The organism is Methyloglobulus sp. (assembly GCF_040079455.1).
GTDB lineage: Bacteria > Pseudomonadota > Gammaproteobacteria > Methylococcales > Methylomonadaceae > Methyloglobulus.
Map to the genome: position 1 here is coordinate 18,378 of NZ_JBEBKJ010000019.1, position 26,902 is coordinate 45,279.

At 44.6% G+C, this 26,902-nt stretch carries 19 protein-coding genes and 1 tRNA gene; 7 read left to right on the forward strand and 13 right to left on the reverse strand.

All coding sequences use genetic code 11. From position 1 onward, the window contains the following. Positions 1-11: 11 nt before the first annotated feature. The 4 genes from ABL924_RS06385 to ABL924_RS06400 all read right to left on the reverse strand — a co-directional run bounded on the left by ABL924_RS06385 (position 12) and on the right by ABL924_RS06400 (position 6,857). A complete protein-coding gene (locus tag ABL924_RS06385) occupies positions 12-1,817 on the reverse strand; it encodes a M14 family metallopeptidase (RefSeq protein WP_349026242.1) in 1,806 nt (601 codons plus the stop codon). Positions 1,818-2,164: 347 nt separating this feature from the next. After that, a complete protein-coding gene (locus tag ABL924_RS06390) occupies positions 2,165-5,233 on the reverse strand; it encodes an efflux RND transporter permease subunit (RefSeq protein WP_349026243.1) in 3,069 nt (1,022 codons plus the stop codon). After that, positions 5,230-6,324, reverse strand: coding sequence for an efflux RND transporter periplasmic adaptor subunit (locus tag ABL924_RS06395; RefSeq protein ID WP_349026244.1), 1,095 nt, complete (start codon positions 6,322-6,324; stop codon positions 5,230-5,232). The genes ABL924_RS06390 and ABL924_RS06395 overlap by 4 nt, the downstream gene beginning before the upstream one ends. A 59-nt stretch (positions 6,325-6,383) precedes the next feature. Then, positions 6,384-6,857, reverse strand: coding sequence for a C40 family peptidase (locus ABL924_RS06400; protein ID WP_349026245.1), 474 nt, complete (start codon positions 6,855-6,857; stop codon positions 6,384-6,386). A gap of 459 nt (positions 6,858-7,316) precedes the next feature. On the opposite strand from ABL924_RS06400, the gene ABL924_RS06405 reads away from it, so the two are divergent. Then, on the forward strand, positions 7,317-8,378 hold the full coding sequence (locus tag ABL924_RS06405; RefSeq protein ID WP_349026246.1) for a DUF481 domain-containing protein: 1,062 nt from the start codon (positions 7,317-7,319) through the stop codon (positions 8,376-8,378). A 184-nt stretch (positions 8,379-8,562) separates the two neighbouring features. Here ABL924_RS06405 and ABL924_RS06410 read toward each other — a convergent pair whose 3' ends face one another. The 3 genes from ABL924_RS06410 to rep form a co-directional block, all read right to left on the reverse strand. Further along, complete coding sequence (locus ABL924_RS06410; RefSeq protein WP_349026247.1) at positions 8,563-9,450, reverse strand: methyltransferase domain-containing protein; 888 nt, start codon at positions 9,448-9,450, stop codon at positions 8,563-8,565. Positions 9,451-9,998: 548 nt separating this feature from the next. After that, a tRNA-Arg gene (locus ABL924_RS06415) sits at positions 9,999-10,075 on the reverse strand. A 48-nt stretch (positions 10,076-10,123) separates the two neighbouring features. Continuing rightward, positions 10,124-12,145 carry a DNA helicase Rep gene (rep, locus tag ABL924_RS06420; RefSeq protein ID WP_349026248.1) on the reverse strand — a complete coding sequence of 674 codons (2,022 nt, stop codon included), beginning with the start codon at positions 12,143-12,145 and terminating at the stop codon, positions 10,124-10,126. 218 nt (positions 12,146-12,363) lie between these two features. Here rep and ABL924_RS06425 point away from each other — a divergent pair, with 218 nt between their 5' ends. Next, complete coding sequence (locus tag ABL924_RS06425) at positions 12,364-12,762, forward strand: hypothetical protein (protein ID WP_349026249.1); 399 nt, start codon at positions 12,364-12,366, stop codon at positions 12,760-12,762. Between the two features lie 26 nt (positions 12,763-12,788). Here the strand turns inward: ABL924_RS06425 and ABL924_RS06430 are convergent, their stop codons facing one another. The 4 genes from ABL924_RS06430 to ABL924_RS06445 are packed head-to-tail and all read right to left on the reverse strand — an operon-like array spanning position 12,789 to position 15,291. After that, complete coding sequence (locus ABL924_RS06430; protein WP_349026250.1) at positions 12,789-14,297, reverse strand: YifB family Mg chelatase-like AAA ATPase; 1,509 nt, start codon at positions 14,295-14,297, stop codon at positions 12,789-12,791. 52 nt (positions 14,298-14,349) lie between these two features. Further along, a complete protein-coding gene (locus ABL924_RS06435; RefSeq protein ID WP_349026251.1) occupies positions 14,350-14,658 on the reverse strand; it encodes an accessory factor UbiK family protein in 309 nt (102 codons plus the stop codon). A gap of 46 nt (positions 14,659-14,704) precedes the next feature. Next, positions 14,705-15,100: a PIN domain nuclease gene (locus tag ABL924_RS06440; RefSeq protein ID WP_349026252.1), complete on the reverse strand. Its 396-nt coding sequence runs from the start codon at positions 15,098-15,100 to the stop codon at positions 14,705-14,707. Continuing rightward, positions 15,097-15,291, reverse strand: coding sequence for a type II toxin-antitoxin system VapB family antitoxin (locus tag ABL924_RS06445; protein WP_349026253.1), 195 nt, complete (start codon positions 15,289-15,291; stop codon positions 15,097-15,099). Before ABL924_RS06445 ends, ABL924_RS06440 begins: the two co-directional genes overlap by 4 nt. On the opposite strand from ABL924_RS06445, the gene ABL924_RS06450 reads away from it, so the two are divergent. After that, positions 15,272-15,454 (forward strand): hypothetical protein, encoded by a 183-nt coding sequence (locus ABL924_RS06450; RefSeq protein ID WP_349026254.1) that lies wholly within the window; start codon positions 15,272-15,274, stop codon positions 15,452-15,454. The genes ABL924_RS06445 and ABL924_RS06450 overlap by 20 nt on opposite strands. Before the next feature lie 413 nt (positions 15,455-15,867). Further along, a complete protein-coding gene (locus ABL924_RS06455) occupies positions 15,868-16,107 on the forward strand; it encodes a hypothetical protein (protein ID WP_349026255.1) in 240 nt (79 codons plus the stop codon). A gap of 371 nt (positions 16,108-16,478) precedes the next feature. On the opposite strand, the gene ABL924_RS06460 is transcribed toward ABL924_RS06455, so the two are convergent. Both ABL924_RS06460 and ABL924_RS06465 read right to left on the reverse strand, forming a co-directional pair. Then, the gene (locus ABL924_RS06460) at positions 16,479-18,131 is read right to left on the reverse strand and encodes a formylmethanofuran dehydrogenase subunit A (RefSeq protein ID WP_349026256.1); all 1,653 of its coding nucleotides are present in this window, start codon (positions 18,129-18,131) and stop codon (positions 16,479-16,481) included. Continuing rightward, positions 18,125-19,402: a formylmethanofuran dehydrogenase subunit B gene (locus tag ABL924_RS06465; protein ID WP_349026257.1), complete on the reverse strand. Its 1,278-nt coding sequence runs from the start codon at positions 19,400-19,402 to the stop codon at positions 18,125-18,127. The genes ABL924_RS06460 and ABL924_RS06465 overlap by 7 nt, the downstream gene beginning before the upstream one ends. A gap of 175 nt (positions 19,403-19,577) precedes the next feature. Here ABL924_RS06465 and ABL924_RS06470 point away from each other — a divergent pair, with 175 nt between their 5' ends. From ABL924_RS06470 to ABL924_RS06480, 3 genes are all read left to right on the forward strand, one after another. Next, the gene (locus ABL924_RS06470; RefSeq protein WP_349026258.1) at positions 19,578-21,323 is read left to right on the forward strand and encodes an autotransporter assembly complex family protein; all 1,746 of its coding nucleotides are present in this window, start codon (positions 19,578-19,580) and stop codon (positions 21,321-21,323) included. Next, on the forward strand, positions 21,320-25,327 hold the full coding sequence (locus ABL924_RS06475) for a translocation/assembly module TamB domain-containing protein (RefSeq protein WP_349026259.1): 4,008 nt from the start codon (positions 21,320-21,322) through the stop codon (positions 25,325-25,327). The genes ABL924_RS06470 and ABL924_RS06475 overlap by 4 nt, the downstream gene beginning before the upstream one ends. Positions 25,328-25,610: 283 nt before the next feature. Continuing rightward, complete coding sequence (locus tag ABL924_RS06480) at positions 25,611-26,669, forward strand: hypothetical protein (RefSeq protein WP_349026260.1); 1,059 nt, start codon at positions 25,611-25,613, stop codon at positions 26,667-26,669. Positions 26,670-26,902: the final 233 nt, after the last annotated feature.

Genomic DNA, 26,902 nt, shown 5'->3' on the forward strand with positions numbered 1-26,902 from the left:
TTGTTGGATGGTTAGGGTAGATACCTTACGCGTGTCGTTACCCAATCCAGAGAAAAATCGCGCGCCGTCGAACTGGAAACATTAGTTAAACGGACTCTGAAGTTACTGTTTGTCAGTTCAGTATCAAACCAAGTACGCCCCCATGTATCAATGGGAGCACCCAAAATATAAGTTTTACTGCCTGTAGCCAATGTTCCTGTAGCTTTAGCAGTAGTCCAACTAATACCGCCGTTCCAGGATAGCTCAACGCAAACTTTCGGCGTTCCTGCTGTGCTATCGGCCTTAGCATTTAGACGAACCTCAACACCTTTTATAACAGCTCCGGCTGGAACGTTAATACCGAAGTTGAGGTATTGATGTTTATCTTTACCACTATTAGTGCAGGTGGTGTTAGTGTTCGTACCACTGTTAGTATCAACCGCAAAGAGACCATTCAGGCTATAGGCATTAGTGGGGTTGGCGCCATAACCGTTATTGTCGCCAGCACCTGTGGTAACAGCTACATGTGCGCCGGGGCTAAAAAACCCTGTCGTGGTCACATCACAGTATTGAGCTTGTTTGCCTATCGAACTATAGGGGCAAGCAGCTTGGGTCAAAAGATACAAGATAGCACTCCGGTTGCGAGCTGTTTCGGCTGGGATTACTTCATCAGCCGGATAAAAACCCCCAAGTGCGGCAGTTGCTGGATACATTTCAAATGTATAGTTTAGAATGCCATGCACACCATAAAGCCAATCGTTTATAGTTCCGTCAGTAAGATAAAGATCGCTTGCTTGCTCAGGTGTATAACCGTTAGTTGCAGCCATACTAACCCCCATGGCAGCTAAGGTATTGCGGTCATCTAAAGTCATATCAGCGGGCACATCGGTCGTTGTATAGCCATAAGGCCAAAGAATTAACTCACTATAGGTATGAAAATCAATCGCGACAGAAATTTGCTGTTTCCCATTGATGACCCGACTGTTAACAAAATTGCGAACCACCGTGGTTTCAGGTGCTGAAAATGCCGATGAGCCTCGGTACGTTTCACTGCTTGTGACACTGCTGCTACCACCGCAACATCCCCAAAGATAATCCCAGTTACGATTTAAATCAGTGCCGACAAATGCAGAACCCGCATTAATTTGGCGATTTTTGCGCCAAGATTGATACGTACCTGTGGCGATGTCATATTCTCCACCATCGGGATTCATATCAAACACCATCCATATTTCACGGCTATTCACCAAAGCAGTGATTTGAGTATCAACACTGTATTCATCAGTCAGCATTTTCAAGGTGTATAAGGCCTGTTCGACCGTCAAATGCTCCCGTGCGTGTTGATGATGGGTAAACAATACTTCCGGTTCATCTTCGTCACTTGCCACATTATCAGAGATTTTACCCCCCCAAATAGTGCGCCCTTCTTGGCTTACACCCATGTTTATTAACTGAAAAATATCTGGATGGTCGATAGCCGCTTGCTGGAGTTCCGCAACCATTTCGGCGTAATCGTGAAAAGCCGAGTCGGCAACGGGAAAAGCCAACGCCCTAGCTTCCGAGAAAGTAGGTAACTCAGGCGTTAACCCCAAGGCTGTAATCGCACGCTTTTCCTTTGGTGTTGCTTCAACCAAGATATAATCGTGCCCAACTTCTAAAATTAAAGCTCCAGTACGAGAAACCCTGGTTCGTGTGTCTACATCGAAAACTTTATGAATCATGTAGACCGAGGATGCTTTTTGATCAGCGTAGCTATGGCTAGACCATGAAAGCGTTGTCAGCATTAAAAACAGCATTGCATACAGCGATGAATGACTAGATCGACTAAACATTTTCATTTTTTCTATTCCTTAAACTTTATTAAGACCCTATAAGCCTAGCAGCAACTACGAGTTATTCAATAAATCACCCTTTATAGTTCAGGGCTTTTTTCAATCTGACCAAAGACGAGTACGCTTATGAGAGGTTATAGACAGCTAGCCGAAGTACAACGATACCAAATTAAGGTCTTAAAGAAAGCCCAAAACCAAAAACAAATAGCCGAGATAATAGGTACGAATGACTTAATTGATCATTAAAATCTATTTATTTTTTCAATAAGTTATAAGTCAAGCGAGCACACTGCTTTATCGTTTGCCCACCATTGGCCGTCAAAATAGAGGACAAAAGATCGTTGTTATTAACATTAACATGTATATTGAGCCGTATCCTTCACTGTACTGATATGATGTTCCCTAGCCAACAACAAATAAAACGCTGGCACCACAAATAAGGTAAATAAAGTCCCCACGCCTAAGCCACCTGAGATAACCAAGCCGATGTCGAAACGACTGGCTGCACCTGGGCCGGATGCCATGAGCAGGGGAATCATGGCAACGATCATCGCTACGGTGGTCATCAGGATGGGCCGTAGCCGGATGGCGGAAGCCTGCTCAATAGCTTCTTGCTTACTTAAGCCTTCCTTGATTTGTAACTGATTGGCGAATTCTACAATCAGGATGCCGTTTTTGGCTATTAGACCAATCAACGTAATCAAACCTACTTGGGTATAAATATTGATAGAAGCAAATCCCAACATCAGGAACGCCATGGCACTGGCAATGGAAAGCGGCACGGACACCAGGATAATCAAAGGATCGCGCCAGCTTTCAAACTGGGCCGCCAGCACCAGATAAATCACCAGCAAGGACATAAAAAAGGTAATAACCAAGGCACTGCCTTGTTGGGCGTATTGCCTGGATGCGCCGGTATAATCCCACTGGAAGTTTTTGGGGAATGCGGCTTTGGCTTCTTGCTCCAAATACGCCATCGCATCTCCCAAGGCGACACCTGGAGTCATCAAGGCAGATACAGTGAGGCTATTTAGCTGTTGGAATTGTGTTCGTTTACTGGGTTCCACAGATTTTTTGATTTTTACCAGTGATGACAACGGCACTTGACCACCACTTGCTGTGTTTATATAGTATTGGTCAAACTTGCTGGTATCCAGTCTTGAAAGGTCATCGACTTGCGGGATGACTTTATAGCTACGCCCCAATAAGCTAAAGCGGTTGACATAACTGCCACCTAGCAAAGCAGCCAAGTTTTTGCCGATGTCGCTCATCGTCAAGCCCAAGTCGGCGGCGCGGTTACGGTCGATCACCAAGGTGGCTTTGGGCTGGGTGAATTCCACATCTTTCATCATGAAAATAAATTTTCCACTCTTCATGGCGGTATCAATCAAGCCATTGGCAACCTGCTCTAATTGGTCGTAATCTGCATCGGTGACTACGACAAATTGCAAAGGCAAACCGCCGCCCGAACCCGGTAAGCTGGGGCGTGGAAACACTGCCGTGTTAAATCCAGCGATCTGACTGGCCTTAGCTTGCACTTCCGGTTGTATTTCCATTTGCGAGCGACTGCGCTCAGTAGTAGAAGGCATTTTAAAGCCTCCGAAAACAGTGTTGGCGCTATTGCCAAAGCCGAGCAACAAAAAGCTTTCCTTGTATTCAGGGATGGTTTCAAAGATTTTGACCAGCTCTCTTGTATACGTCTCGTTATACTTTAAAGTGGCCGTTTGTGGCCCTGTGGCAATAAAAAACAGGATACTTTGGTCTTCTGTCGGTGCTAATTCTTTTGTCGATAGGTTGAACATCAAATAAATACTGATGACGACAAGGACGGAAAATACCAGAATGGCAGACGGGAATTCCAGTACCTTATGCAATCCGCGCCTATACACCTCTGCAAGCCTCATAAAAAAATGCTCTACCGCATGTTCAAACCGGCTGGGTTCACTTTTTTCTTTCAGCAGCTTTGAGCTTAACATTGGTGCCAATGTCAACGCGACCACGCCGGAAATAAGCACTGCACCCGCTAAGGTAAACGAAAACTCGGTAAATAGTGTGCCTACCAAACCGCCCATGAAACCGATAGGTGCATAGACCGCTATCAAGGTCGTGGTCATGGCGATAACGGGCAAGCCTAATTCCCTTGCACCCTGAATAGCAGCCTGTAGGCGTGTTGAACCCATTTCGATATGGCGATGGACATTTTCCACCACGACAATCGCATCATCCACCACTAACCCTATGCCTAAAACCATCGCCAGCATAGTGAGTAAATTGATGGAAAACCCCATCAACAACATCAAGAAAGCACCACCTATTAAGGAAAGCGGCACGGTTATCGCAGGAATGATGGCGGCACGAAGCGAGCCTAGCGACAGGTAGATAACCAGCAGCACGATGGCGACAGCTTCAACCAAAGTGGTCACCACCTCGCTAATGGAGTCTTCGATGAATTGGCTAGCATCGTAAGGCAGCAATACATGCATCTCGCTAGGTAATCCCGCTTCAATCTCTTTCAAAGCAACGCGCACAGACTTTGCTACCGTGAGCGGATTAGCCCCAGGTGCTTGTTCTACACCCATGAAGATTGCTATCTTGCCTTTGTACCAGTTAACTGAATCGTAGTCTTCACTACCCATTTCAGTTTTTGCAACATCAGCTAATCTAATGAGAGCGCCATTACGTTCACCCACAATCAATTGTTGAAATTCTTCTTCTTTCGATACATCGGTAGTCGCACTAAGATTGATGGCAACAAAATCACCTTTCGTCTGCCCTGCCCCCGACAAGTAATTATTATTTTTAAGCACCTCATTAATGTCACTAGCCGTTATCCCTAAAGCAGCCATACGCTTAGTATCCAGCCAAATACGCATGGCAAAGGTTTTATTGCCTAACATCTTTGCCTTGCCGACACCCGGAATCGCTTGAATTTTTGGCTGGATCACCCGCAACATATAGTCGGTGATCTGCGCAGATTTAATAGTGTCACTGTACAACGCCAGATACATCAATGCGGTGGATTCGCCCGTCTGCGAAGTAATCACAGGGTCTTCTGAATCTTGGGGCAAAACGTTGCGTTGGCTCGCGACTTTCGCCTGAATCTGCGCGACGGCAGCATTAGGGTCATAGTTGAGGCGCATGTGCGCTTCTATGCTGGAAAGCCCTTGGCGGCTACTTGATGACAGGAAGTCAATACCATCAGCTTCTGCAATCGCCTGCTGTAAAGGCGTAGTGATAAAACCTTTGACCAGATCGCTGCTCGCACCTGGATAGGCGGTAGCAATGGTAACGACGGTATTTTCGGTTTCTGGGTATTGCCGCAACTCCAACGCAACAATAGCCCTTAAGCCGACAATCAAGATCAATAAGCTAATTACGCTAGCTAATACAGGACGTTCGACAAAAACATCGGTAAATTTCAAGGAGCTGTCCCCCGCTCACCGGGTGCTGGCAACTTATCCAAAACCACAGGCATTCCATTTCGTAATTTGACTTGTCCGGCGCTAACGACCTTTTCATTTTCATTCAAGCCTTTAACGATTTCGACTCGACCCTTACGGGTCTCCCCTGTTACGATTTGCTTAAGCTTGACAGTTAAACCTTGCTTGCTGGATTCGATAACAAACACTGAATCGCCATAAGGATTGTAAGAAATAGCGGTATCGGGTACGGTCAATACGGTTTTTTGTTCACTAGAAAACAATTGGACATCAACAAACATACCAGGGTGCAATAGATGTTCTGCATTATTCAGGGTAGCGCGGATTTTCACCGAACGGGTCGCTACATCGATACCAGAATTGATAGCAGTAATATGCCCATTGAAACTTTTATCTGGATATGCCCGTACAGTTAAAGTCAATTCCTGGTTTACTTTTAGGCTTGCCAGATGCTGTTCTGGCAAGGCGAAGTCGGCGTAAATCGGCTGCAATTGTTGTAAAGGAGCGATAGCATCACCCGGCGCAAGATATTGCCCGACATTTACCTTTCGTATACCTATTTGCCCATCAAATGGCGCCACTATACGCTTTTTTTCGATTGCAGATTTTTTGGCGGCAACGACCGCTTTGGCTTCGTCTAATGTGGCTTTATTGAGATCATAATCCGATTTTGAAATAAAATTACGTCTAATGAGCTGTTGACTTCGGGCAAATTTGGCTTGCTCCAATCGCTGACTGGCTTCTAAACCCGCAAGCTCCGCTGCATCCGTACTTGAATCCAACTCAACCAACAAATGCCCTCTTCTCACTAACTGGCCTGATTCAAAATGAATGGCTTTCACCTTACCCGCCACTTCGCTACTGACATCTATACCAGCCACAGCAACCAAACTACCGACAGCCGAAAGGGAAGATTGCCACTCGTCAAGCTGCACAATCGTAGCGGCCACAACCGCTGGCGGCTGAACTGGAATGTTTTTTATCGCTTGACTGATTTGGAAAAATTTCCAGCCAAACAGTCCACCAAACAACAACAGGGACAAAAAAATTATCAGAGCAAAACGTTTAATCATGAATAGCCTTACAAAGCTGGCTCTATCAACATCTAGCCAGGGTAATAGTGGGAGAACTGTTAGTGTACCCTAGGCCGACGCACACCCGCAAAACGCTTGCGCCAATAACTGTTATTCATGCTAGACACTAATACATGCCCAGTACGACTACTAGGTGCATGTATAAATTTATCATGATTAATAAAAATACCAACATGGGAATAGGTTCTACCACTGGTGTTAAAAAAAACTAGGTCACCTGAGCGAAGATCATACTTGGATATTTGCGGCAAAGTAGAGGCCATCTCTTGTACGGTACGCGGCAACTTGATGCCCTGCCTACCGTACACATGCTTAACAAAACCGCTGCAATCAAAGCCTTCCGCTGGCGTTTCCTTGCCATAGCGGTAAGGAGTGCCTTGTAAACTAAGTGCATAGTCAATCAAGGGTTGTTGCGTTTGGATTTGTGGCTTAATTTCAGGCGTACTGGCACAACCCGTAACTAAGGCAATAATCAACATCAACCCCAGCTTGGGGATAATTTTACTATTCAAAAGCGTGTACCGAAAAACCATCACTTTGCTCAAAATTGGTCATTTTATTGACATATTTATCCAATAGCTAGACTAGGAAATTATCCGATGTTCTTACCCATAGAAACAGCTATCGCAGATCATATTAATTAGATATATTTTGTTTTATTTTTACAACAAATTTAACGCGCTAACTAAGTCAAAAATAATTCCAAACACTTTCCTTTCAAACTTTGTTTTATTTATTGTTAATGTAAATTCTATATTATATTTTTATTTCACTGTTAATAAATAAGATTGTATTATCACTGGCTTTTCTTTTCCAGCCATATCTTTTTGTTGTAATTATGATAATAATTGTTGTGTTTTGGTAAATATCCTACTACACTTCATCCGAGCTCCAGTATTAGTCCGTAGTGGGGGCCGGCTAGTAACACCTTCCAGGAAACTGGAATAACTACAAACAGAAGAGGAATTATCATGAAACAACGACAAACATTAAAACTCGCGGCACTTGCTCTATGTGCTTTTGCGGCACATGCCGACGAGGTAATATTAAAAAATGGCGACAAAATATCGGGAACTGTTATAAGTAAATCCGGTAGCGTCTTGGAAATGAAAACCGATTATGCTGACAAAGTGGTTATTAAATGGGATGCGATTGACACGCTCAACTCTGATAAACCGATGACGGTTACCCTTAAAGACAAACAGGAACTGACTGGCCTAGCAGGATCAAGCCAAAACAACTCTATGACTTTAAAGAGTGGCGGCGTTTATGATAGCCAGCCGATACCTCTGACTCAAGTTGACGAAATCAACAAAAAATTCTTTGCTGGTTCCGCAAATTTCGGTGGCGGTCTTTCTAGCGGTAATACAGAACGGCAAAACTACCATGGGGATGCCAATATCATTGTGCGGGGGCGTGATGATAAAGTCACTCTAGGAGGACAATACAATTATGGTGACAATACTGATGTTAAAACCAAGGAAACAACCTTAAACGCGCGTAACTGGCAATTGTATGGCACTGCTGCACACTACTTTACACCGCAATGGTACGGCTATGCACATGGCTTGTTTACTAATGACCGCATGCAAGACATCCAATTACGGTCTGCATTCGGTGTAGGTGCTGGTTATCAGTTCTTTGCATCTGAAGATCTCAACCTGTCCTTAGAAGCCGGACCTGATTATGTCAGTACAAATTTCTACGATACAGCGTTTGATTGCAGCCGTTATTACAATCCAATAACCAATCCAGGCGCCTGCAACAAAATATCTGACACGAGTGGTATTGCTGGTCGCTGGGCAGTCAACTACGATCAGTTTGTCTGGAATCGCAATGTGCAATTATTCCACAGCCATGAAGGTTTAGTATCTGATGCCTTGTTTATCCGTTCACGGACTGGTTTCAGAGTACCAATTTGGAATGGCATTCAATTTACCAATGAAGTTCAGGTGGATTACTTCAGCAAACCAGCTCCTGGCAAAGAAAACACCGATATGCGTTATATGTTTACCATCGGGTACGGTTGGTAAAACCTGATTCCTAATTTTATAGTTTATATAGCGCAATAAAAAAGTGGGTGGATTGATTGAATAACATCAATTCACCCACGCTTTACCAAACGCCCTAACCATTAAAATTGATAACTCAATACAGACAACAGCCAATCAGCTTCGTATTTAGAGCAGAATCCTCACATACCCAGCAAATAAAATCTTACATCGGTTTTTGAAAACCATAGATGTAATACATCAACAACCTAAGTCTGCTAAGCACCTCTGCGGTGGCAGTTTCAATCAGGGCAAATACGCTACTAACACGGTATTCTTGGCTTAAGCGCCGGAGATAACTGTAAGTGGGCAAGGTATTAACGGTGATGTCGCGTTCCGTTTGTATTGTGAAATCAGTTTTTACCGCCAGCTTACGGTAATCCCCTACACCACACAGGATGTTACATTTACCATAAAAACCATCACTCACCGTTTGAGGCAATTTGATTTTGGTAAACGGCAGTAACACAGGCTTAGGCACAAAATCAGACAATGCCAGGTAGCCGCCCGGTTTAAGCACTCTGAAAGCTTCCTTGAAAAACTGCTCCCGGTCAGGAAAATGGAAAATACATTCCACCGCCAGCACTACATCAAAAGACGCATCGGGCAATGGTAAGGTGCAGGCATTGCCTTGTTTGAATTCGATGGTATTGTTGGAGATTGGCCTAACAATTTCACGCGCCCTAGTCAACTGGCGTTCATCAAGATTAACACCAACTAGATTCATGCCTTGGTAATTCTCATTGATATGGGCTATCGTCCCACCAAACCCACAGCCTACATCCAACACGCTCAGATTATTTTGTATGTGTCCGGCTAAGCAAACCTGTCTACTCAGCTCTTCTGTTGCCTGGGCAAAATCCTCAGCAGTCAATGCCGCGCGTTGTGGTTGTCCCCAATAACCCCAATGCACATGCCGACCGAAACTTTTTGCAACGGCTTCATTGCCGTCTTTAAGAGCCGCCAATAAATAATCGAAGTAAGGTAGCCGGATTTCCTGAGAGCCCTGGGTATCCAACGCTTTTGTACTACTTGATTGATCTTTGTTAGTCATTTCAGCCCTTACTTAAGTTAGTATAAATTGCACACCTCTTGCATACTTATATCAATCCCAATGAGTTCTCATTGAAACCTACTCCAGAGGGAGAAGGCTGGGATGAGGGGATTAGTATTATACCCCTAAGCAGAGGCACATATGTTGGCCGCAGGATAGCCGGAAGAATGCTTAGAAATCACTCTTGGTTAAGTACAACTGAGATAAAACGCAGCAACTAAAAATATGAAATTAATGATTAGCCGTTAACGAAGCGGAGAAATAATGCCGACGATAATTCGTATTGCCCAAGCAATGATCAGAATGCCAAACCCCCTGTCCGACAGACTCCTAGCTTGGCCTTGTCGCCCCTATGAGCATAATTACATGGGGTGCCTGTTAACGTTTAGGGGTAACTGTATTTGAAAAAATCAAAGTACCCCTAAAAAGCCCCCCTATTTATGCGGGATGTCAACGGATATTGCGGGACTAGGTAGGCCTATATATAAGCCATAAGTCTTGGTATTACTGGATTTTTGGGATGTTGTGGGCGGTGCTAAACAGTCTAATGGCGCGCCCGAGAGGATTCGAACCTCTGACCTCAGCCTCCGGAGGGCTGCGCTCTATCCAGCTGAGCTACGGGCGCTTAATCTTATGAAACCCAGCCGAGCATTTTACCCGATTGGCAAGGTAATTACGATAACATTGTTTTCAGGTTTTGGAGATTGGCTTTGCCGCGTTCTTTTATTACTTCTGAGGATAGCTGTTTTTTGTTGATCCATTCGAGGTCGTCTTCGGGCAGTTCGCCAAGAAAGCGGCTGGGCTGGCATTCCATTATGTCACCATATTTTTTGCGGTGCGTACAATAGCTGAATGTTAACGTCCGTTGGGCGCGGGTAATGCCGACATACGCCAGCCGCCGCTCCTCTTCTACGCCATTCGTACCATTAACATCGTCTGATTCAATGGTGTTTTGGTGAGGCAGGATATTTTCTTCCATCCCTACCAGAAATACATGCTGAAATTCCAGCCCTTTCGCGGAATGTAAGGTCATCAAACTGACTTGATCACTCACCTGCTCTTCTTGGTTTCGTTCCAAAATATCCATCAGCATAATATTGGCGATAATTTCTGCTAGCGGCTTTTGTGCCTGCTCATCTTTATCCGCAATGCGCTTAAGCCAGTTGATTAATTCAGCCACATTTTTCATCTTGCGCTCCGCCGATTCGCTGGTTTTGCTATTTTCCCTAAGCCATTGACCATAGCCGATTTCATTAATCATTTTTTCGATAACGACAAACGTGTCATCCCACTCAACACGTTCGGCAGTGGTGATGATCCAATCGTGAAATTTTTCCAAGCGAGCGATTGATTTACTGGACACGGTTTGGCTTAAGCCTAATTCGGTGCTGGCGGCAAACAGGCTGGTTTGCCGTTGATTGGCATAAGCCCCCAGTTTTTCCAAAGTCGTCGGCCCCAATTCCCGCCTGGGTGTGTTGATAATCCGCAAAAACGCGGCATCATCATCGGGATTAACCAGTAGCCGCAAATAAGCCAGGATGTCCTTGATTTCGGAATACGCGAAAAAAGACGTGCTGCCGCTGATAAAATACGGGATGTTGTTCTCCCTTAGGCCGCGCTCAAACAAGCGGGATTGATGGTTGCCACGGTACAGGATGGCATAATCCTGGTAACGTCCGCCGGTCTTGAACTTATGGTGGATCAGTTCGGCCACCATTTGTTGCGCTTCGGTGCTTTCATCCTTATGGCTTAACACCCGAAGCGGGTCACCATAACCCAGTTCGCTCCACAGTTTTTTTTCGTACGTGTGGGGATTGTTGGCGATTAGTTGGTTAGCCACTTTGAGAATGCGCCCGGTCGAGCGGTAATTCTGTTCCAGTTTAATCACTTGCAAGCGCGGAAAGTCTTTTTGCAACTGGCTTAGGTTTTCCGGCTGGGCACCGCGCCAAGCGTAAATGGACTGGTCGTCATCCCCTACGACGGTAAAGCGTCCCAGGTTTCCGGCCAGCAGCTTCACCAATTCGTACTGGGTAAGGTTGGTATCCTGGTATTCATCCACCAGCAAATAGCGGATCGTGTTTTGCCACTTTTCCAAAACAGCCGGATGCTGTTGGAACAACAACACGGGCAGCAATATCAAGTCATCAAAATCGACCGCGTTATAGGCCTTAAGGCTGCGGGTGTAATCGGCATAAAGCTGAGCGGTTGCCTTGTGTTCGACAAGCCCAGTGGATTCTGCTTGCTTAGGCATAACAAAGGCGTTTTTCCATTGCCCGATCTGGTTGGCGAATTGCTCCACCTTATCTGCATCACAATCACTTTTGCTATGGGCGATCAGGTTTTTCAGCAGCTTACCCTTGTCCTCTTCGTCATACAAGCTCAAGCTCGGCATATAACCCAAGGTCTTGTGTTCCTTGCGGATGATTTCCAATCCCAGCGCATGGAAGGTCGAAACCCGCAGACCACGGGTCTGTTGCTTATCCAGTAACTTAGCGACGCGACCTTGCATCTCACGGGCGGCCTTATTGGTGAAGGTAACCGCCGTAATGTGACGCGCCGGCAGACCTTGCTTAATAAGATAAGCGATTTTCTCGGTAATCACCCGCGTCTTGCCACTGCCAGCCCCAGCCAGTACTAGCAAAGGGCAATCAACAAATTTTACAGCGGCTTGCTGTTGGGGGTTTAGTTTGGTCATTTGGTGTTTTAGGTTACATCAACCACAAATAATGCGATTTATGTTGGGCAATAAGGCTAGATGCTTTACTTGGTTTTGTTGCGATTGTGTTTTTGGACAAGGGCTTGCTGTAGGTTACAATGAAAGCCTGTTGGTTTTTATTGGATGTCCAGTCCAATTATCGTACCACACTGAGCTTTTAACCTGAGAATTCTAAAACCTAAACAAGAGGAAACCCGATGAAAAAAAGTTTATTTTGCTTTGCCCTGTTAATTTCCGGCAGCGTTTTTGCAACTACCGATCATTATGTACTTCGAGATGGCAAACATGTCCACCATTTGAAAATCACCCAAAACGGTGACGAAATCACTGCCAGTTCGGATGTAGATTTTGAACCTAACGCGGACGAAAAAGGCAGCAAAGCCTGTTCAGCTGATATTGCTGACGAAGCCAAAAGTACAGGCAAAGACACACTGACCTTGAAAAAGAAATCTGAAGAAGCAGCCACTTCCTGCGTATTGAACATCAAACTCAGCCCAACAGGCGCAAAAATTGAGCAATCCGAAGACTGTTCGAGTTTTGTCACTGGCATTTGTCACTTCTCTAGTGATGGTAAGGAATTGGTCAAAATCAAATAAGGCTGTAACAACAATGGACAGGTCAATCAACTACGCCTGTCCAGTTTTCGGTAACCAATTGCCTCACTTAGATGGCTTACTTCAATATTCTCTGACTCAGCTAAATCCGCGATAGTCCGCGCCAGTTTCAATATGCGGTGATAAGCACGATGTGACAGTCCGAATTTATCCATCGCTTGTTCCAATAGTTGATGACCCTGTTCTGACAAGGTACAAAGCTGCTTGACTTCTTTTGCCGTTAACGCAGAATTGGCTTTGCCGCTACGTGCTAATGCGCGGTTACGGGCAGCCACCACGCGGATTCTGATGCTAGCACTGGTTTCCTCACCTTGCAGAGAACCTTTCCTCAACACTTCATGCGAGATTCGGGGTACATCCAGGTGCATGTCGATGCGATCAAGCAACGGCCCTGACACTCTAGCGCGATAGCGCATCACTTGCTCGGATGTGCAATGACATCTACCGGAAGCATCACCCATATAACCGCAAGGGCAAGGATTCATCGCCGCAATTAATTGAAATCGAGCGGGAAAATCAACTTGCCGGGCGGCGCGGGAAATGGTGATATGCCCCGTTTCCAGCGGTTCGCGCAGTACCTCTAAAACTTTTCTATCGAATTCCGGCAATTCATCCAAAAATAACGTGCCGTTATGTGCTAACGATATTTCTCCAGGCTTAGGATTGCTGCCGCCACCAACCAACGCAGGAGCGGACGCAGTGTGATGCGGAGCGCGATAAGGTGGTTTCAGCCAGTTCGCCACATTTAGTCCTTGGTCGCTGATGGAAGCAATGGCGGCGGTTTCCTGCGCTTGTCGTTCGGTTAATTGCGGCAAAATCGTGGGCAAACGTACAGCTAACATAGATTTACCTGTGCCAGGAGGCCCCAACATCAGTAAATTATGCGCGCCAGCCGCTGCCACCTCAAACGCCCGTTTTACATGATACTGCCCATGCACATCGGCAAAGTCGATCTCGTGGTCTGAACTTGGTTGCGTTATTTCGGAATATTCGTACTGAATAAGCTGCAGTCCGGCGAGGTGGGCGCATATTTCCAATAGGTGCACGGAGGGAATCAGCTCAATATCTTTAACCAACGCCGCTTCAGCTACGTTTTCTTTAGGCAAAATCAGCTTTCGATGGTTTTTTCTGACTTCTATGGCAATGGGCAAAACGCCGTTGATCGGACGCAACTCGCCGCCTAAAGACAACTCGCCGACACATTCATATTGGTCAAGGTTTACGTTAGGTATCTGCCCTGATGCCGCCAAAATGCCCAAAGCAATCGCAAGATCAAACCGCCCTCCCTCCTTGGGTAAGTCTGCTGGCGCAAGATTGACGGTGATACGTTGGGCGGGGAATTCAAAGCGGGAGTTTAGGATAGCGCCGCGAACTCGATCTTTGCTTTCTTTGACGGCGGTTTCAGGCAAGCCAACAATATTCATAGCAGGAAGCCCATTCGCTACGTGTACTTCTACCGTAACTAGCGGGGCTTCAATGCCAGAACGGCCACGGCTGTAGATGACAGCTAAGGTCATGAAGAAGATATAAGGTGCAAGGCTAAAGGCTCAAAAAGCCCACAGAGTTTTGTTATTCCACTTTATCCTTCCGCCTTGTGCCTTTCGCCCTTGAATCCAACTCCACTTCCTCTCTTGCTAGTATTTGCTGTTCCATTTCTGCAACGCGTTGTTCTAAGGCTTCCAGCTTATGTCGGGTTTTTGCCAACACTGCTTTTTGTACCTCGAATTCCTCGCGGCTTACCAGATCAAGACGCGCCAAAGCACTTTGCAAAATGGCATGAAAATTCTTTTCCGCATCTTCTTTAAAGTGATTGAAGCTGGGCGGAATGGCATTGGCTAAACGGTTAGCAATGTCGTCGATGGATTTGCTGTCAAACATATAAAAACCTCGAATTATAAAAACAAAATAAACAATACCTTATAAATCATACATCAACAACTCCAAGGCTCAAATATTCCACAAACGGCTGAAAATCTTTGTCGCAAAACAGCAATTGATGACCGTTTTGGATGCAGAAGGTGGCAATCATGCAATCAATGGTTTTTCTGATTGTGATACCTTGTTTTCGTAAGAATCGGAAATTCTCCGCTGCGACAATGGCGTTTTGTAGTCCCAGCATGTCGAAAATGGTTAAACTTAACAAAACTGCTTTTGCTGTGCTGAAGTCTTTATCGTTCTGGAATACCTGTAAAATTTCGGTAAGGATTATGTCGCCGATGGCGATAAGCTCAACGCCTAAAAGCAAATCCAGCTTTGCGGTATAGGGGTTATTTGCGCCATTAAAATAATCGATCCAAACACTGCTATCGACCAAAATCATTGATCGGCTCTAAGTTCATCCAGGCTGCCTTCCCAATGGAGCTTGCCTTTAAGCTCTTTGAGAGTCGTTTGTTTTCTGAGGATTATCAATGTCTTCAAGCCCAATTCAACCGCTTCTTTCTTGACCTTAAGTCCAGTCGCTTTTAAGGCCTCTTGCATTAAGGTGTTATCAATGACGACGTTGGTACGCATAGCCGTTCTCCAGATGTGGATGATGTTTGTATATTACACACAATTGGGTTTGGTATTTGCGTATTTGGGTAGCCTGCATGAAGCGCAGCGTAGTACGGGAGTCAGTCACGAATTCCTGGATTCCGCAAGCTCCATCCATCCCGTATGTTGGGTATATACGTAGGTTGGCAGTGAGGTACGAACCCCAACAATTCGGAGCTGTAAATGTTGGGGTTCGTACCTCACCCGCAACCTACATTGACTTACTCTCCTGCACGTAACAGGGCTGCAAGCCAATTCTACAGACATCCAGATTCAAGTAGTTAAATAAAAAATTTCAAATTAAGATTATTAAAATATTTTATCTATAAGATATGACGGTATATCTGCCATTGCACAAGTATTAAAGGTCATTGTATGTTTAATAAAATTTTCAACTCGTTTGCCCTCCGCGCGACTATTAGAGATGCGCTCCTTCTAACTATCTTATTGATTCCCTCGTCATACGCCCTAGCTACTGAGGTACAAGGGGTATCCTGCGTGAACAAGCATATGGGTGCAACGAAACACATCTACATTGAGTATTTGGATTCTAAGATGAAAAGCTGTCGCACTATCTATAGCACGGATGGTGGTCAGAGTAAGGCCATTGCCTGGGCACGAAAAAACACACAAATATGTATCCAAGTTGCCAATAATCTTGCCGCTAAATTGGGCAATTCAGGATGGAATTGCAATCCTCCGAGTAAAACAGTAAGGAAAGTAAAATCTAAAACACGGCCTAAGATCGTTCGTTCACACTCTGAAGATGAACTTTTAAACAGCATAGAAAAATAGCTCAAGCGTTACGGCAAATAAGGGGGTTTTCAAAACACTTATACGCCAACAAATACTCCACTTGTGGGGGAATATTTATTTATATATATTTCAGAATGTTGCCAATAAAAAAGAGAATCAATGAGATTAAACTCACTGCCAGCCCACAGTACTGCCTTGCCTATTCACACAGACATAACCCTAAATTTAGTTGTTTACACGCAAAGCAAAATCATGTTTTGGCTTTCAGTTTTCGTAAGGAAAACTCCACAGAAAAGCACCCATTCAAACTGTCAATTGTAGAAATCCATACCAAACAGTGGATTATTTGATCAAAATCTATCGCCTAGACTTGTAATTCCGTTATCTTTTTGGTGTTTTATATATTGTCCTTATACCAAAGGATGCACTGTTAAACTGCCGCGCCCATCTTCCGTGATCTCATCATCGCTGATTTTAAAGTTGCCCAGTTTCATGGTGAGATAGCGGTCAAAGTACGACTTCAAATCCTTTTCTACCGATATATCAAAATCCGGCCTGACGACATGGGTTGTTCCCCATTTGGTGTGGATAACTTTGCCATCAACAACAACGAGTTCGCCGTCTTTGAACACATAATCGGGCTTTTCAAACATAGCTTGACGATTGGTATTATCGGTGTACACGGTAATATCAGCGAAATATCCCGCACCCAAGCCGCCACGGTCTTTCAAGCCGATCAGTTTTGCCGCGCCTGCACGAGTCATAATGGCGATTTCCTGCAAGCTGTATTCACGGGTGATTGAAGCTAAAGTCGTCATTTTTTGAGCTTCTGGATGGATAGTTGCCAATACCTCGTTACGGAACGTCCGATCCATCAATAAGCGGATTAAATGAGGGTAGCTGGTAAACGGTGCGCCATTGGGATGGTCAGTGGTTAGGAAAATTCGCCACGGGTCATCAACCAGCAGAAAGGTTTCCAATCCAATCGCCCATTGCAAAGCGTTAACGAAATTTTGATCTTTGTATTTGAACGGCACAACACCACAACCTGCATCGCACTCAATATCCATGCACACCCATTTATTAGGGCTGGCAAACTTATGGTTGGCATGTTGCCGCATACTGTCACCCGATGCAGTAACGGTTTGTCCAAATAAAATCTGACCGACATCAATGGTGATATTTTTATTTTTATTGACTGCCTCGGCAATTTGCACCGCACCCGAGGAAAATTTTAGATCACCTTCCGTACCATAACTGTGGAATTGGATATGGGTTAAGTGCATTGGCAGGCCACCAATACCTTGGATGGTATCCAGCGTTGTTTGCATATTACCGGGTACGCCTAGGTTGCAGCCGTGCACATGCAAAGGATGGGTAATGCCCAACTCTTTAACAGCAGTCGCCAAGACTTGCAGAATTTGCCGAGGTGTTACGCCATAGTGGCTGTTCTGCTCATCCAGATCCAGTTTACGCTGGTTGAATTTGAATGCGTTTATTCCACCTGGATTCACGACCTTAACACCTATTGCTTTCGCAGAATGAATTGTCCAGGCGACATAATCATTAATAGCTTTCTGGTCTTTTTTGGCGGTCAGCAGTCGCAGAAAATAATCATCGCTACCCAGCATGACATAGCCGCCCTTATCTAGGATGGGGATGTCCGCCATTTCCATGTGAGCCTGGCGTGCGTTTATTGGCAATACTGCTGGCTCAAACCCTGCTGTGTAGCCCATTTCCGCATAACGGTAGCCAGTCACGTAAGTGCTGGGCATGGCGTGTCCATTACCTGAGCGCGTGATGTTTGTGCGGGGTACGGGGTCTTGACGATGGTCTTCCGGTAACAAAGTCCGCGCAATATTGCCTTTCCCACCCCCGATATGCGTATGCATGTCGATAGCGCCGGACATGATTACTTTGCCACGGCAATCATATTCTTTATCAACTAGCGCACCTTTGGGAATATCTATGATGCGACCATCTTTAAAATAAACATCTTGAATAACACCCGCTACGCCGCTGGCAGGATCAAATACCTTGCCTCCTGTGAGTTTAATCAGCATGCTGCTTGTACTCCCTTTAATGCGTTCTCAATTGCAGCTAAAACTTGCGCCGTGCTGGGCAAGCCAGAATCGCGCAATTTTTTCAGGCGAATAGCCACCACATTATCGGTACGGTAAGCATGGCCTGCGTGGTCAATACCGGGTGTGCCGACGGGGATGAACACATCCGGTTCTTTAGTGAATATCATGCCAGATCGCCCGACGACGATGGTAGGTAATTCACTTACGGGAGGTACGGCTTTGATATTGAAGGCGTTTACCCAAACTAAAGTATCGGCTTCGCCGTTTGCTAACATTAGACTTGTGTCATAAAGGAACGGATCATATTCTGGATAACCCCGAGCAAAACTCACCCTTGCTGGATAACCTGTTGTCCAACCACAAACTTGATTGGCGGTCTGGTCGCCTTCCTTACCTGCCAGCGGTAAGCCAGAGCATCTGGTGGTGCGATTAATGTCTTTAATCATTTCCGACAACGCCTGCACCGTCAATTCAGCCTGACTGTAACCTAATGCTCCAGCCGCCCAAGTTACCACACTGTATTTTGCGGCATTTAATTTGTCCGCAATTGCTTGTAGCTCAGACACTGCAATGCCACCAACTTCTACGGCACGAATCGGCAGTCCTTTCACTAATGCCCTAAGAACCGCTACGACTTCAGGCAGTGATGAGTTATCACAATTAAGTATTTTGGCTTTTTGTCCGGCTGGAGATGTAGACGCGTTACCTAAAGGTACTTTTCCTAAGTAAATCACTTCGCGCTGGTTAGTATTTTCCAGGAACATCGCTTCTTGGTTCCAAAGATAACGCTCAAAAAAACGGGGTGCAAAACTCTCAAGATCGGTGCCAACAACCAAAAGTAGATCGCAGCGGTTTTTAACTTCCGCTAATGTCGTGTTCATCCAACCGGAATCCTGCAACGCCAAGAAGTTATTTCGGGCGGCGGAAAAGTTCATATTATCCACCACAGCGCCGCAACGATCAGCTAACGACAATAACGCTCGCATTCCGTTGACATCAGTTGCACAGCCGCCAATTACAGGCTGTTTGGTATCAGCTAGAAGCTTTGATGCTTTACTCACGGCATCTTGAAGGCTAACTGACTTACCTGCAATTCTAGGACTGGTCTCGCCAATTGCTTGTTCAAAAGCAGGCAAATTCACGGCACAACCATTTTCTGTCACTTTAAGGGTTATCCCATCAATCTGAATCGACAAATCATCCGTGCCAATCCCACAAAACGGGCTGGGTACTTCAGTTATTACAGTCACTCGTATTCCCCTGCTTGGTTTATTTTGATGCTATCGTACATAAAGATATTCTAACTCGAATAGCCGAAAATTATATGTTGTTTGAGGTATCTTTTAGCTAAATAAGCAATACAGACTAATATTAAACCTTAATTCGTATGGGCAACCAGTGTTGTTGGTTTAAGATTTACCGCAAATGTACTATTTAAGAAATCCCGTTTTAGGCATCGTAATTACCGTACTGTTAGCGCTGGCGCTCTGTTTAATAACGCCTGAAACAAATGCCGAGGTCACCGTTTCAGGGATCGAAGGCGAAGCTGACGACAACGTTATGCTGATGTTGTCGATTCAAAAAGAGAAATGTAACTCGCCAAAATGGAAAATTCAGGGCTTGTTTGAAGATTCCAACCAAGAAATCGACCAAGCTTTACGGGCTTTGGGTTACTACCACGCCACCATAAAAAAATCATTGGCTTTTAATAAGGACTGCTGGAAGGCCAATTTTCAGGTTACGCCTGGTCAACGAGTTGAAGTTAGCGATGTAGCAATTATTATTAACGGAGATGCCAAAAACGATCCAGAATTTTTAAATCTCCTGAAAAAAATGCCCTTAAAACAAGGCAGTCCATTGCATCATGGCAAATACGAAAGCATGAAGGACAAGATTGAATCCTTGGCTCTTGAAAGCGGATACCTACAAGGTTCGTTTACCGAAAAAAAACTGCTGATTGATAAACAAAACAACATCGCACACATCAAGCTCAAGTTTGATTCTGGCAAGCGTATGGTTTTTGGTGACGTAATTGTGCAGCAAGATGTTTTGGATGACGGATTTGTAAAAAAATATCTGACGATAAAAAGTGGCGATGTCTACACCAGTGAACAGTTGGCTAAAACCCACAACGCGCTTTCGCAAAGCGGCTATTTTGACACTGTTGATATCCGCTCTGACCTGGGGCAGGTTAAAGATCAACGCGTACCTGTCACCATTAAACTTTCGGCCAAAAAGAAAGCCCATTACGGCTTTGGTGTCGGCTTTGATACTGATATAGGGCCGTTATTGAATGCCAGTTATATCAACCGTCGGATCAATCATTACGGACATTTCTTTACCGCCAATATTGATCTCTCGCCTGTGTTATCGACTGCCGAAGTGGAATACAGCATTCCGTTGGACAAGCCGTTAACTGATCTTTTTAGTTTTGGCGGCGGCCTTAAGCGCGAACATACCAATACATTTAAATCCCTGTCGGCTACAATTTCGGCTCGCCACAAGCATGCTTATGCAAACGGCTGGAGACAGACGCTTTTTCTTGATTACAGTTATGAGGACTTTACCACTGCGTCAAATTCCGGTCAGACATTATTATTGGTGCCGGGCGGTAGCTGGTTATATTCTGTTTCAAACAATCCGTTACGGCCAACCGAAGGATACCGATTAGAGTTTGAAGCTAAAGGCAGTTATGAAAATCCAATTTCCGATGTCAGCTTTATACAAGGTTATCTGTCGGCCATTTGGTTACACGAATTACCACTGGGCGGAAAATTTATTGGCCGAACCTTACAGGGCGTAACGCTAGTCAACCAGATCACTCAATTACCAACCAGCTATAGGTTTTATGCTGGCGGTATCAATAGTGTACGCGGTTATAACTACAAAGAATTAGGGCCAAAGGATAACTTAGGCAATGTCGAGGGCGGTGAATTATTAAGTGTTTTTAGCGCAGAATATGAACACCCAGTGCTTGAAAACTGGGGGGTAGCCGCTTTTGTGGACACCGGCAATGCCTTTAATTTCGACAGCATCAACTTTAAGACTGGTGTGGGATTAGGTGTTCGGTGGTATTCCCCCGTAGGGCCAATTCGGCTTGATTTCGCTTTACCTTTGGACGAATCGGATTCTTCCTTCCAAATTCATTTCGCTGCGGGTGGAAGGATATGAAGAAACGTTTCCTGCAACTTTTATTGGTATTGGCACTGGTTATCCCAATTGCCGTAATCGGCTTATTCAGCAATGAAACTGGCAGTCGCTGGCTTTTACAGGGTATTTTTTCAAGCCTACCTGGAAAAGTATCGGTCGAAAATATTCAAGGCCGCTTGCTAGACCGTATTGCATTAACTGGGCTAAGTTACAAAAGCGATACGGAAATTGTAACCATCAAAAATATCGACCTCTCATGGCAACCTTCCCAAATATTCTCAGGCACTTTAAAGATTGTTGATCTGACTATCAATGGCTTGAACATAAGCATAAGCATCACCAAAACAAAAGAAGAAAAAGAGCCTACGAATATGGATGCAGGTATCAATCTACCTATTCAGCTTGATATTGGCAAGATCCTAGTAACAGATGTGCACTTTACGAGTGACGGGCAATTGCAGACGTTAGATAAACTACAACTATCTGTTAAGACGGAAGGCAATAAATTCAAACTACTTTCACTGACTATTAATTCCGATAAGGTTAATGCTACGGCCAATGGAACTGTGTCGTTGGTAAAGGCTTTTCCTTTAAGCTTACAGGCCGAATGGCGAGTCAATGCCGATAAAAATGGTGTATGGCAAGGTTCAACCACGATAAGGGGTGACTTATACAAACTCTTATTCGACAATCAGTTAGCTTCACCCTTCAAACTAGACCTGAAAGGACATGTAGAAGATGTGTTTAAAACGCCTCGCTTAAAAGCACAAGGTAACTGGCAGGGTTTGGCATTTCCATTTGCTGCCAGCCTCCCGCAAATACAAAGCGAAGAAGGCCATCTTGAGCTAGAAGGGTTACTCACAGACTACCATCTTACGGTAAATGGGCAATTGAACCAGCAATATGTGCCGCAAGCGTTGTTATCTTTTGATGGCAAAGGTGGATTAGATGGCATACACATTAACAAATTGGAACTCAAATCAAAAATCGGCTTATTTCAGCTGACAGGTAATGCGTCTTGGGGGAATGTGCCGGAGTTCAACCTGACCGCAACAGGCCAACAATTCAATCCCGCCATTATCATCGCAGATCTGCCCGGTAGCCTAACATTTAGTAGCCATCTAAAAGGCAAGATCGACCCCAAAGCCATACAAATTACTGCTGATATTGACAAGTTGAGCGGACAACTACGAAACCAAGCATTGAATGCCAACGGCAAATTGGCCTTGAATGGTGACCAGCTTAAAGTTGACTCATTTCTCGCAGCATTGGGTGCAAATAAAGTAACAATTGACGGCTTGATTGGGCAGACAAACGGAAACCTTGTCTTTGTGATGGATATCCCAACTTTAGGCTCATTATGGCCGAACTTGGGCGGCAGCCTAAAAGGAAATGGCGATTTGCATGGTGGCTGGAAGAATCCCACTGTGAAATTCGACGCGGAAGGTAAGGGCCTAAAATTTGCGGAACACAGTTTGAACGGTTTATCCGTAAACCTTGATTATCATCCTGACGACCAAAAAATCTCAACGATCAATGTCTCAGCCGATGCCATCAAAAGCGGCACTACCCAAATTGATAAGCTATCAATAAAAGGCAAAGGTACGCCCAAGCAACATGGCTTTAACATTGACATCAATTCATCAAAAGCTACTATTTCCACTGTATTAAAAGGCAGTTTGGCGACCAATTACTGGAAAGGTGACATTTCCAAATTGGGTATTACCCTCAAAGATGGAAAAAGCTGGTCACTTAAAGATAACGTACCACTGCGGGTAGAAAAAAAACCACTTGGGTTTGATGTTGCCTTGGCTGAGGGGTGTTTAGTGCAGGAAGCCGCTTCACTCTGCACACAAGGTTCCTATCTGGCTAATGGTGACCTTGGCTTTCAATTGCTTGCAAAGGCGCTACCGACCAACTTGGCACAGGCCTATTTACCTGAACAGGTGAGAATAGAAAGCCTTATTAATGCAAATGTGGACATTCAAAGGAAGAAAAATCTACTGAATGGCAGTTATCGAGTGGCTACGACACCAGCGCAGGTTTTTTTAAGCACTAAGAAAACCAAACAGGAAATTCACTTAGGCGCATCCTCTTTGTCAGGGAACATCAAAGGCGATAAGGTTTCGGCAGATATAGACTTGCTGTTGGCAGGCCATGATTATTTGCAAGGACAGTTAGTCATGGATATCGGCAAAACCCAGACAATCTCAGGAACTATATCTGCATCAATTGCTGAATTTTCGCTGATTAAACCATTTGCCCCCGAAATCTCAGACATCAAAGGGCTTCTAAAAGCGGATTTAAGCTTGCAAGGCCCTATAAAAAAACCACTGGTAAGCGGGCATATTGATGTTACCGATGGCTTAGCCGATATGGGGAAAATGGGGCTGCACGATATTGATTTGCATGTTGTTGCCTCGGGCAATCGCAGCAATGGCATCCATATTCAAGGCTCTACCGTACCAATCGTCCTGAATAAGCCTGATTCATCGGAAAAAATTAACTTAAAAACCAAAATTAACCTTGATGCAGACCTACAGATTCAAGATGTCATTGCCGGAAATTTTAGTCTGGCACTGCCTGACAACACCATTCTCTCACTCGAAACCCAAGGAACAAAAAAAGAAATCGTATTAGGTGCAACTTCACTCTCTGGACTCATAAATGGCGAATCACTCTCCGCAGATTTGAATATGACATTAATAAAGCAGGATTATCTACGCGCAAAGTTGCAAATGGTTACAGGCAAGACGCAAGCACTATCCGCACAAGCTACAGCTTCAATCCGTGAATTCGCAATGATTGAGCCTTTTGCTCCGCAATTATCCAATATCAAAGGTCTGTTGAAAGCCAATTTTACGGTGAAGGGTACGGTACAAAATCCTTTAGTCAACGGCGACGTACATCTTACCAACGGTGATGTAACAGTTGATAAGCTCGGCCTTAACGTTCGTGATATAAACCTCCAAGCCGTTGCGTCAGCCGAAAAAGCCGACCTAATCCAGATAAACGGTTTCGCAAAATCCGGTGAAGGCCTTATTAATCTTAGTGGTACGGTCAGTTTACAACCGGAATTACACTACCCAGTTGAGTTAGACCTAACAGGCAAAGACTTTGAAGTAGCCAAAATACCCGAAGCACAAATCGCTGTCTCGCCAGACTTGAAAATAGCCTTGAACGATCAACAAAAACAAATCAGCGGTGAATTAGCCGTTCCCAAAGCGATCCTGAAAATTCAGGACATCCCTGAAAATGCGGTAAAAGTCAGTGAAGATGAAATTATTCTAGGCGAAGAAAAAGTGGAGATCAGCACACAAGCAGCGCCTGAAATTAATGCCGATATAGAAGTTAAACTAGGCAAACAAGTCAGCTTCACCGGTCAAGGGTTACAAACCAACTTGGTTGGCAACCTGAAAATCATCAAGACTGGTGAAAAAATGGTGATGCAAGGCAATGTCGATATGGTCAAAGCCAGTTACAAACGCTTTGGACAAGATTTGACGGTACGCAAAGGCCGTTTCTTGTTCAATGGGCCAGCCGATAATCCCTGGTTGGATGTAGAAGCCATAAGGCTATCCAAAAGTAAAAAGGTCACCGCTATCCTGGCCCTGACCGGATCACTGAAAAATCCGCAAACCCATATCTCCGCCGAACCGTCCTTGCCCGAATCAGAAGCCCTGGCCTACTTAGTCACGGGTGCGCCCCTCAATCAAGTCAGCAAGTCAGACAGCAACATGCTTGCCAGCGCCGCATTGTCTTACGGAGCCGGAAAAGTGACCTGGCTTGCCGATAAGCTGGGGATTGACGAATTCAACGTCGAAGAGGGCAAAACGCTTCAAGATAGCTTGCTGGTTATGGGCCAATACCTGACCCCCGATTTTTATGTAGGCACCAAAGTTGGCATGTTCAACAAACAAGCCAATCTTGTCCTAAAACATAAGCTGACAGATACTATCAATGTCGAAACCCAAGCCGGCACTTCGCAACGGATAAAATTGAATTACGAGTTTGATGGGGATTAAGTGATAGCTCCTCAACCAACCAACCAACCAAACAAACAGACTAAGCAGAGAACAGCTCTGTAACTTAATCGCTAGGAAAATATTGACAGCGCGAAAGAATTTTCGTACAAGTTAGGCGGTGTTTGATTTGTTGCATGGGCACAGTTTTTTATTCGTCTCATAAACCATAGACAATGTTTGTTAATTTAATCTTAGAGGTTTGTTTCATATAGAAAAATCAACTTAACTTAATTATATAAGGATACCCTCATGACCATAAAGTATAAACTTTGCCCTGCTCATTATGTTACTAACGGCTTCCGCTCAGGCGGCGGTTAACCCGCCTATTGTCACAACTCCGAAGGCGAAGGCGTATTTTTTGGATACCGTTCTTTGGCTCTACAACCCGACCACCAAAACCTACAATATTCCAGTATGTTGGGAGAAGTTAAGCCAATCTACTGCCGCAGAAAGAGCCAACGTCGTCACTGCAATTGCTAATACCTGGCAAAAGTATTCATTGGCAAGATTTAACGGTTGGGGGCAATGTTTGCCGACTTCGACAGGCATTAGGATTACCGTAGATAATGTCAATGGGCCTCAAGCTGCGCTTGGGAGGCAAGGAAATGGCAAAGTTGGTGTGATGCGGTTGAATTTTAGGTTGAATACAATTTCAGCACTACCATTTGTTGGGTCGTCAACAACACTTTTTCAAAGATGCAGAGCCGATAACCCCGGAATATCTTTACAGACTTGTATAAACTCTTCAGCCATTCATGAGTTCGGTCACATCTTAGGTTTGGCTCATGAACAAAACAGATCTGACGATCCATGGATTACATCGCCAGGACTTTGTCGCCTTAACGACCCTGATCCTCGGATCATACCAGAAGGTATATTTTCCACCTTTGGAAACACCATGTTTACCGATTATGATCCTTACTCAATGATGAATTATTGTCGATCTAAATATTTTGGTAGAATCGATTTAAGCCCGCTAGACAAAATGGCAATCAGGGTTTATTACGGACAAATGCCAAGTTATGATAGTCGCACAAGAATATTACGGATTCCTCGTATTGTCAGATATGATGGGATTGTACTTACAGGATCGTTTAATTTGTTACCTGATGGTCGATTTCAGCAAGCGGCAAGTTTAAAAACGACAACAACACCGTCAATGGTATCAACAACATTGTCTGCTAATGGAACGTTGAATATTCCAGAGCTAAAACACATTAACATTGCAGGACACGTCAATCAGATTCTTAGAGCAACTTTATTAAAAACAGCTACACCAGGTGTATATATAAAAAGTTGGGTTAGGGTTCAACCAACTAAATTCACTCCAGTGAATAATTAAACTAAGTTATCCTTTTAAACTAGAGCTGTGTTTTTTTATAAAAAACACAGCTCTATTTGTGGTCTTTGATAAAAATATGACTCAAATTAACTTTAAAATCACTAACCAAAAAATATTTTTAGGGCAAATATTTCTATTAACCTGTTGTGCTTTTTTATCAGCTTGTTCATTCATTCCGGAATCAGTCTTTTTTTTTGGTTTCCCAATCGCGGGAATGTCAGATGGGTGGGGTG

What these genes read in the sequence shown, in the direction of transcription:
- ABL924_RS06385 (WP_349026242.1), bottom strand. Translation starts at nt 1,817, where the DNA reads ATGAAAATGTTTAGTCGATCTAGTCATTCATCGCTGTATGCAATGCTG.
- ABL924_RS06395 (WP_349026244.1), bottom strand. Translation starts at nt 6,324, where the DNA reads ATGATTAAACGTTTTGCTCTGATAATTTTTTTGTCCCTGTTGTTGTTT.
- ABL924_RS06405 (WP_349026246.1), top strand. Translation starts at nt 7,317, where the DNA reads ATGAAACAACGACAAACATTAAAACTCGCGGCACTTGCTCTATGTGCT.
- ABL924_RS06410 (WP_349026247.1), bottom strand. Translation starts at nt 9,450, where the DNA reads ATGACTAACAAAGATCAATCAAGTAGTACAAAAGCGTTGGATACCCAG.
- rep (WP_349026248.1), bottom strand. Translation starts at nt 12,145, where the DNA reads ATGACCAAACTAAACCCCCAACAGCAAGCCGCTGTAAAATTTGTTGAT.
- ABL924_RS06425 (WP_349026249.1), top strand. Translation starts at nt 12,364, where the DNA reads ATGAAAAAAAGTTTATTTTGCTTTGCCCTGTTAATTTCCGGCAGCGTT.
- ABL924_RS06430 (WP_349026250.1), bottom strand. Translation starts at nt 14,297, where the DNA reads ATGACCTTAGCTGTCATCTACAGCCGTGGCCGTTCTGGCATTGAAGCC.
- ABL924_RS06435 (WP_349026251.1), bottom strand. Translation starts at nt 14,658, where the DNA reads ATGTTTGACAGCAAATCCATCGACGACATTGCTAACCGTTTAGCCAAT.
- ABL924_RS06440 (WP_349026252.1), bottom strand. Translation starts at nt 15,100, where the DNA reads ATGATTTTGGTCGATAGCAGTGTTTGGATCGATTATTTTAATGGCGCA.
- ABL924_RS06450 (WP_349026254.1), top strand. Translation starts at nt 15,272, where the DNA reads ATGACGACGTTGGTACGCATAGCCGTTCTCCAGATGTGGATGATGTTT.
- ABL924_RS06445 (WP_349026253.1), bottom strand. Translation starts at nt 15,291, where the DNA reads ATGCGTACCAACGTCGTCATTGATAACACCTTAATGCAAGAGGCCTTA.
- ABL924_RS06455 (WP_349026255.1), top strand. Translation starts at nt 15,868, where the DNA reads ATGAAAAGCTGTCGCACTATCTATAGCACGGATGGTGGTCAGAGTAAG.
- ABL924_RS06460 (WP_349026256.1), bottom strand. Translation starts at nt 18,131, where the DNA reads ATGCTGATTAAACTCACAGGAGGCAAGGTATTTGATCCTGCCAGCGGC.
- ABL924_RS06470 (WP_349026258.1), top strand. Translation starts at nt 19,578, where the DNA reads ATGTACTATTTAAGAAATCCCGTTTTAGGCATCGTAATTACCGTACTG.
- ABL924_RS06475 (WP_349026259.1), top strand. Translation starts at nt 21,320, where the DNA reads ATGAAGAAACGTTTCCTGCAACTTTTATTGGTATTGGCACTGGTTATC.
- ABL924_RS06480 (WP_349026260.1), top strand. Translation starts at nt 25,611, where the DNA reads ATGTTACTAACGGCTTCCGCTCAGGCGGCGGTTAACCCGCCTATTGTC.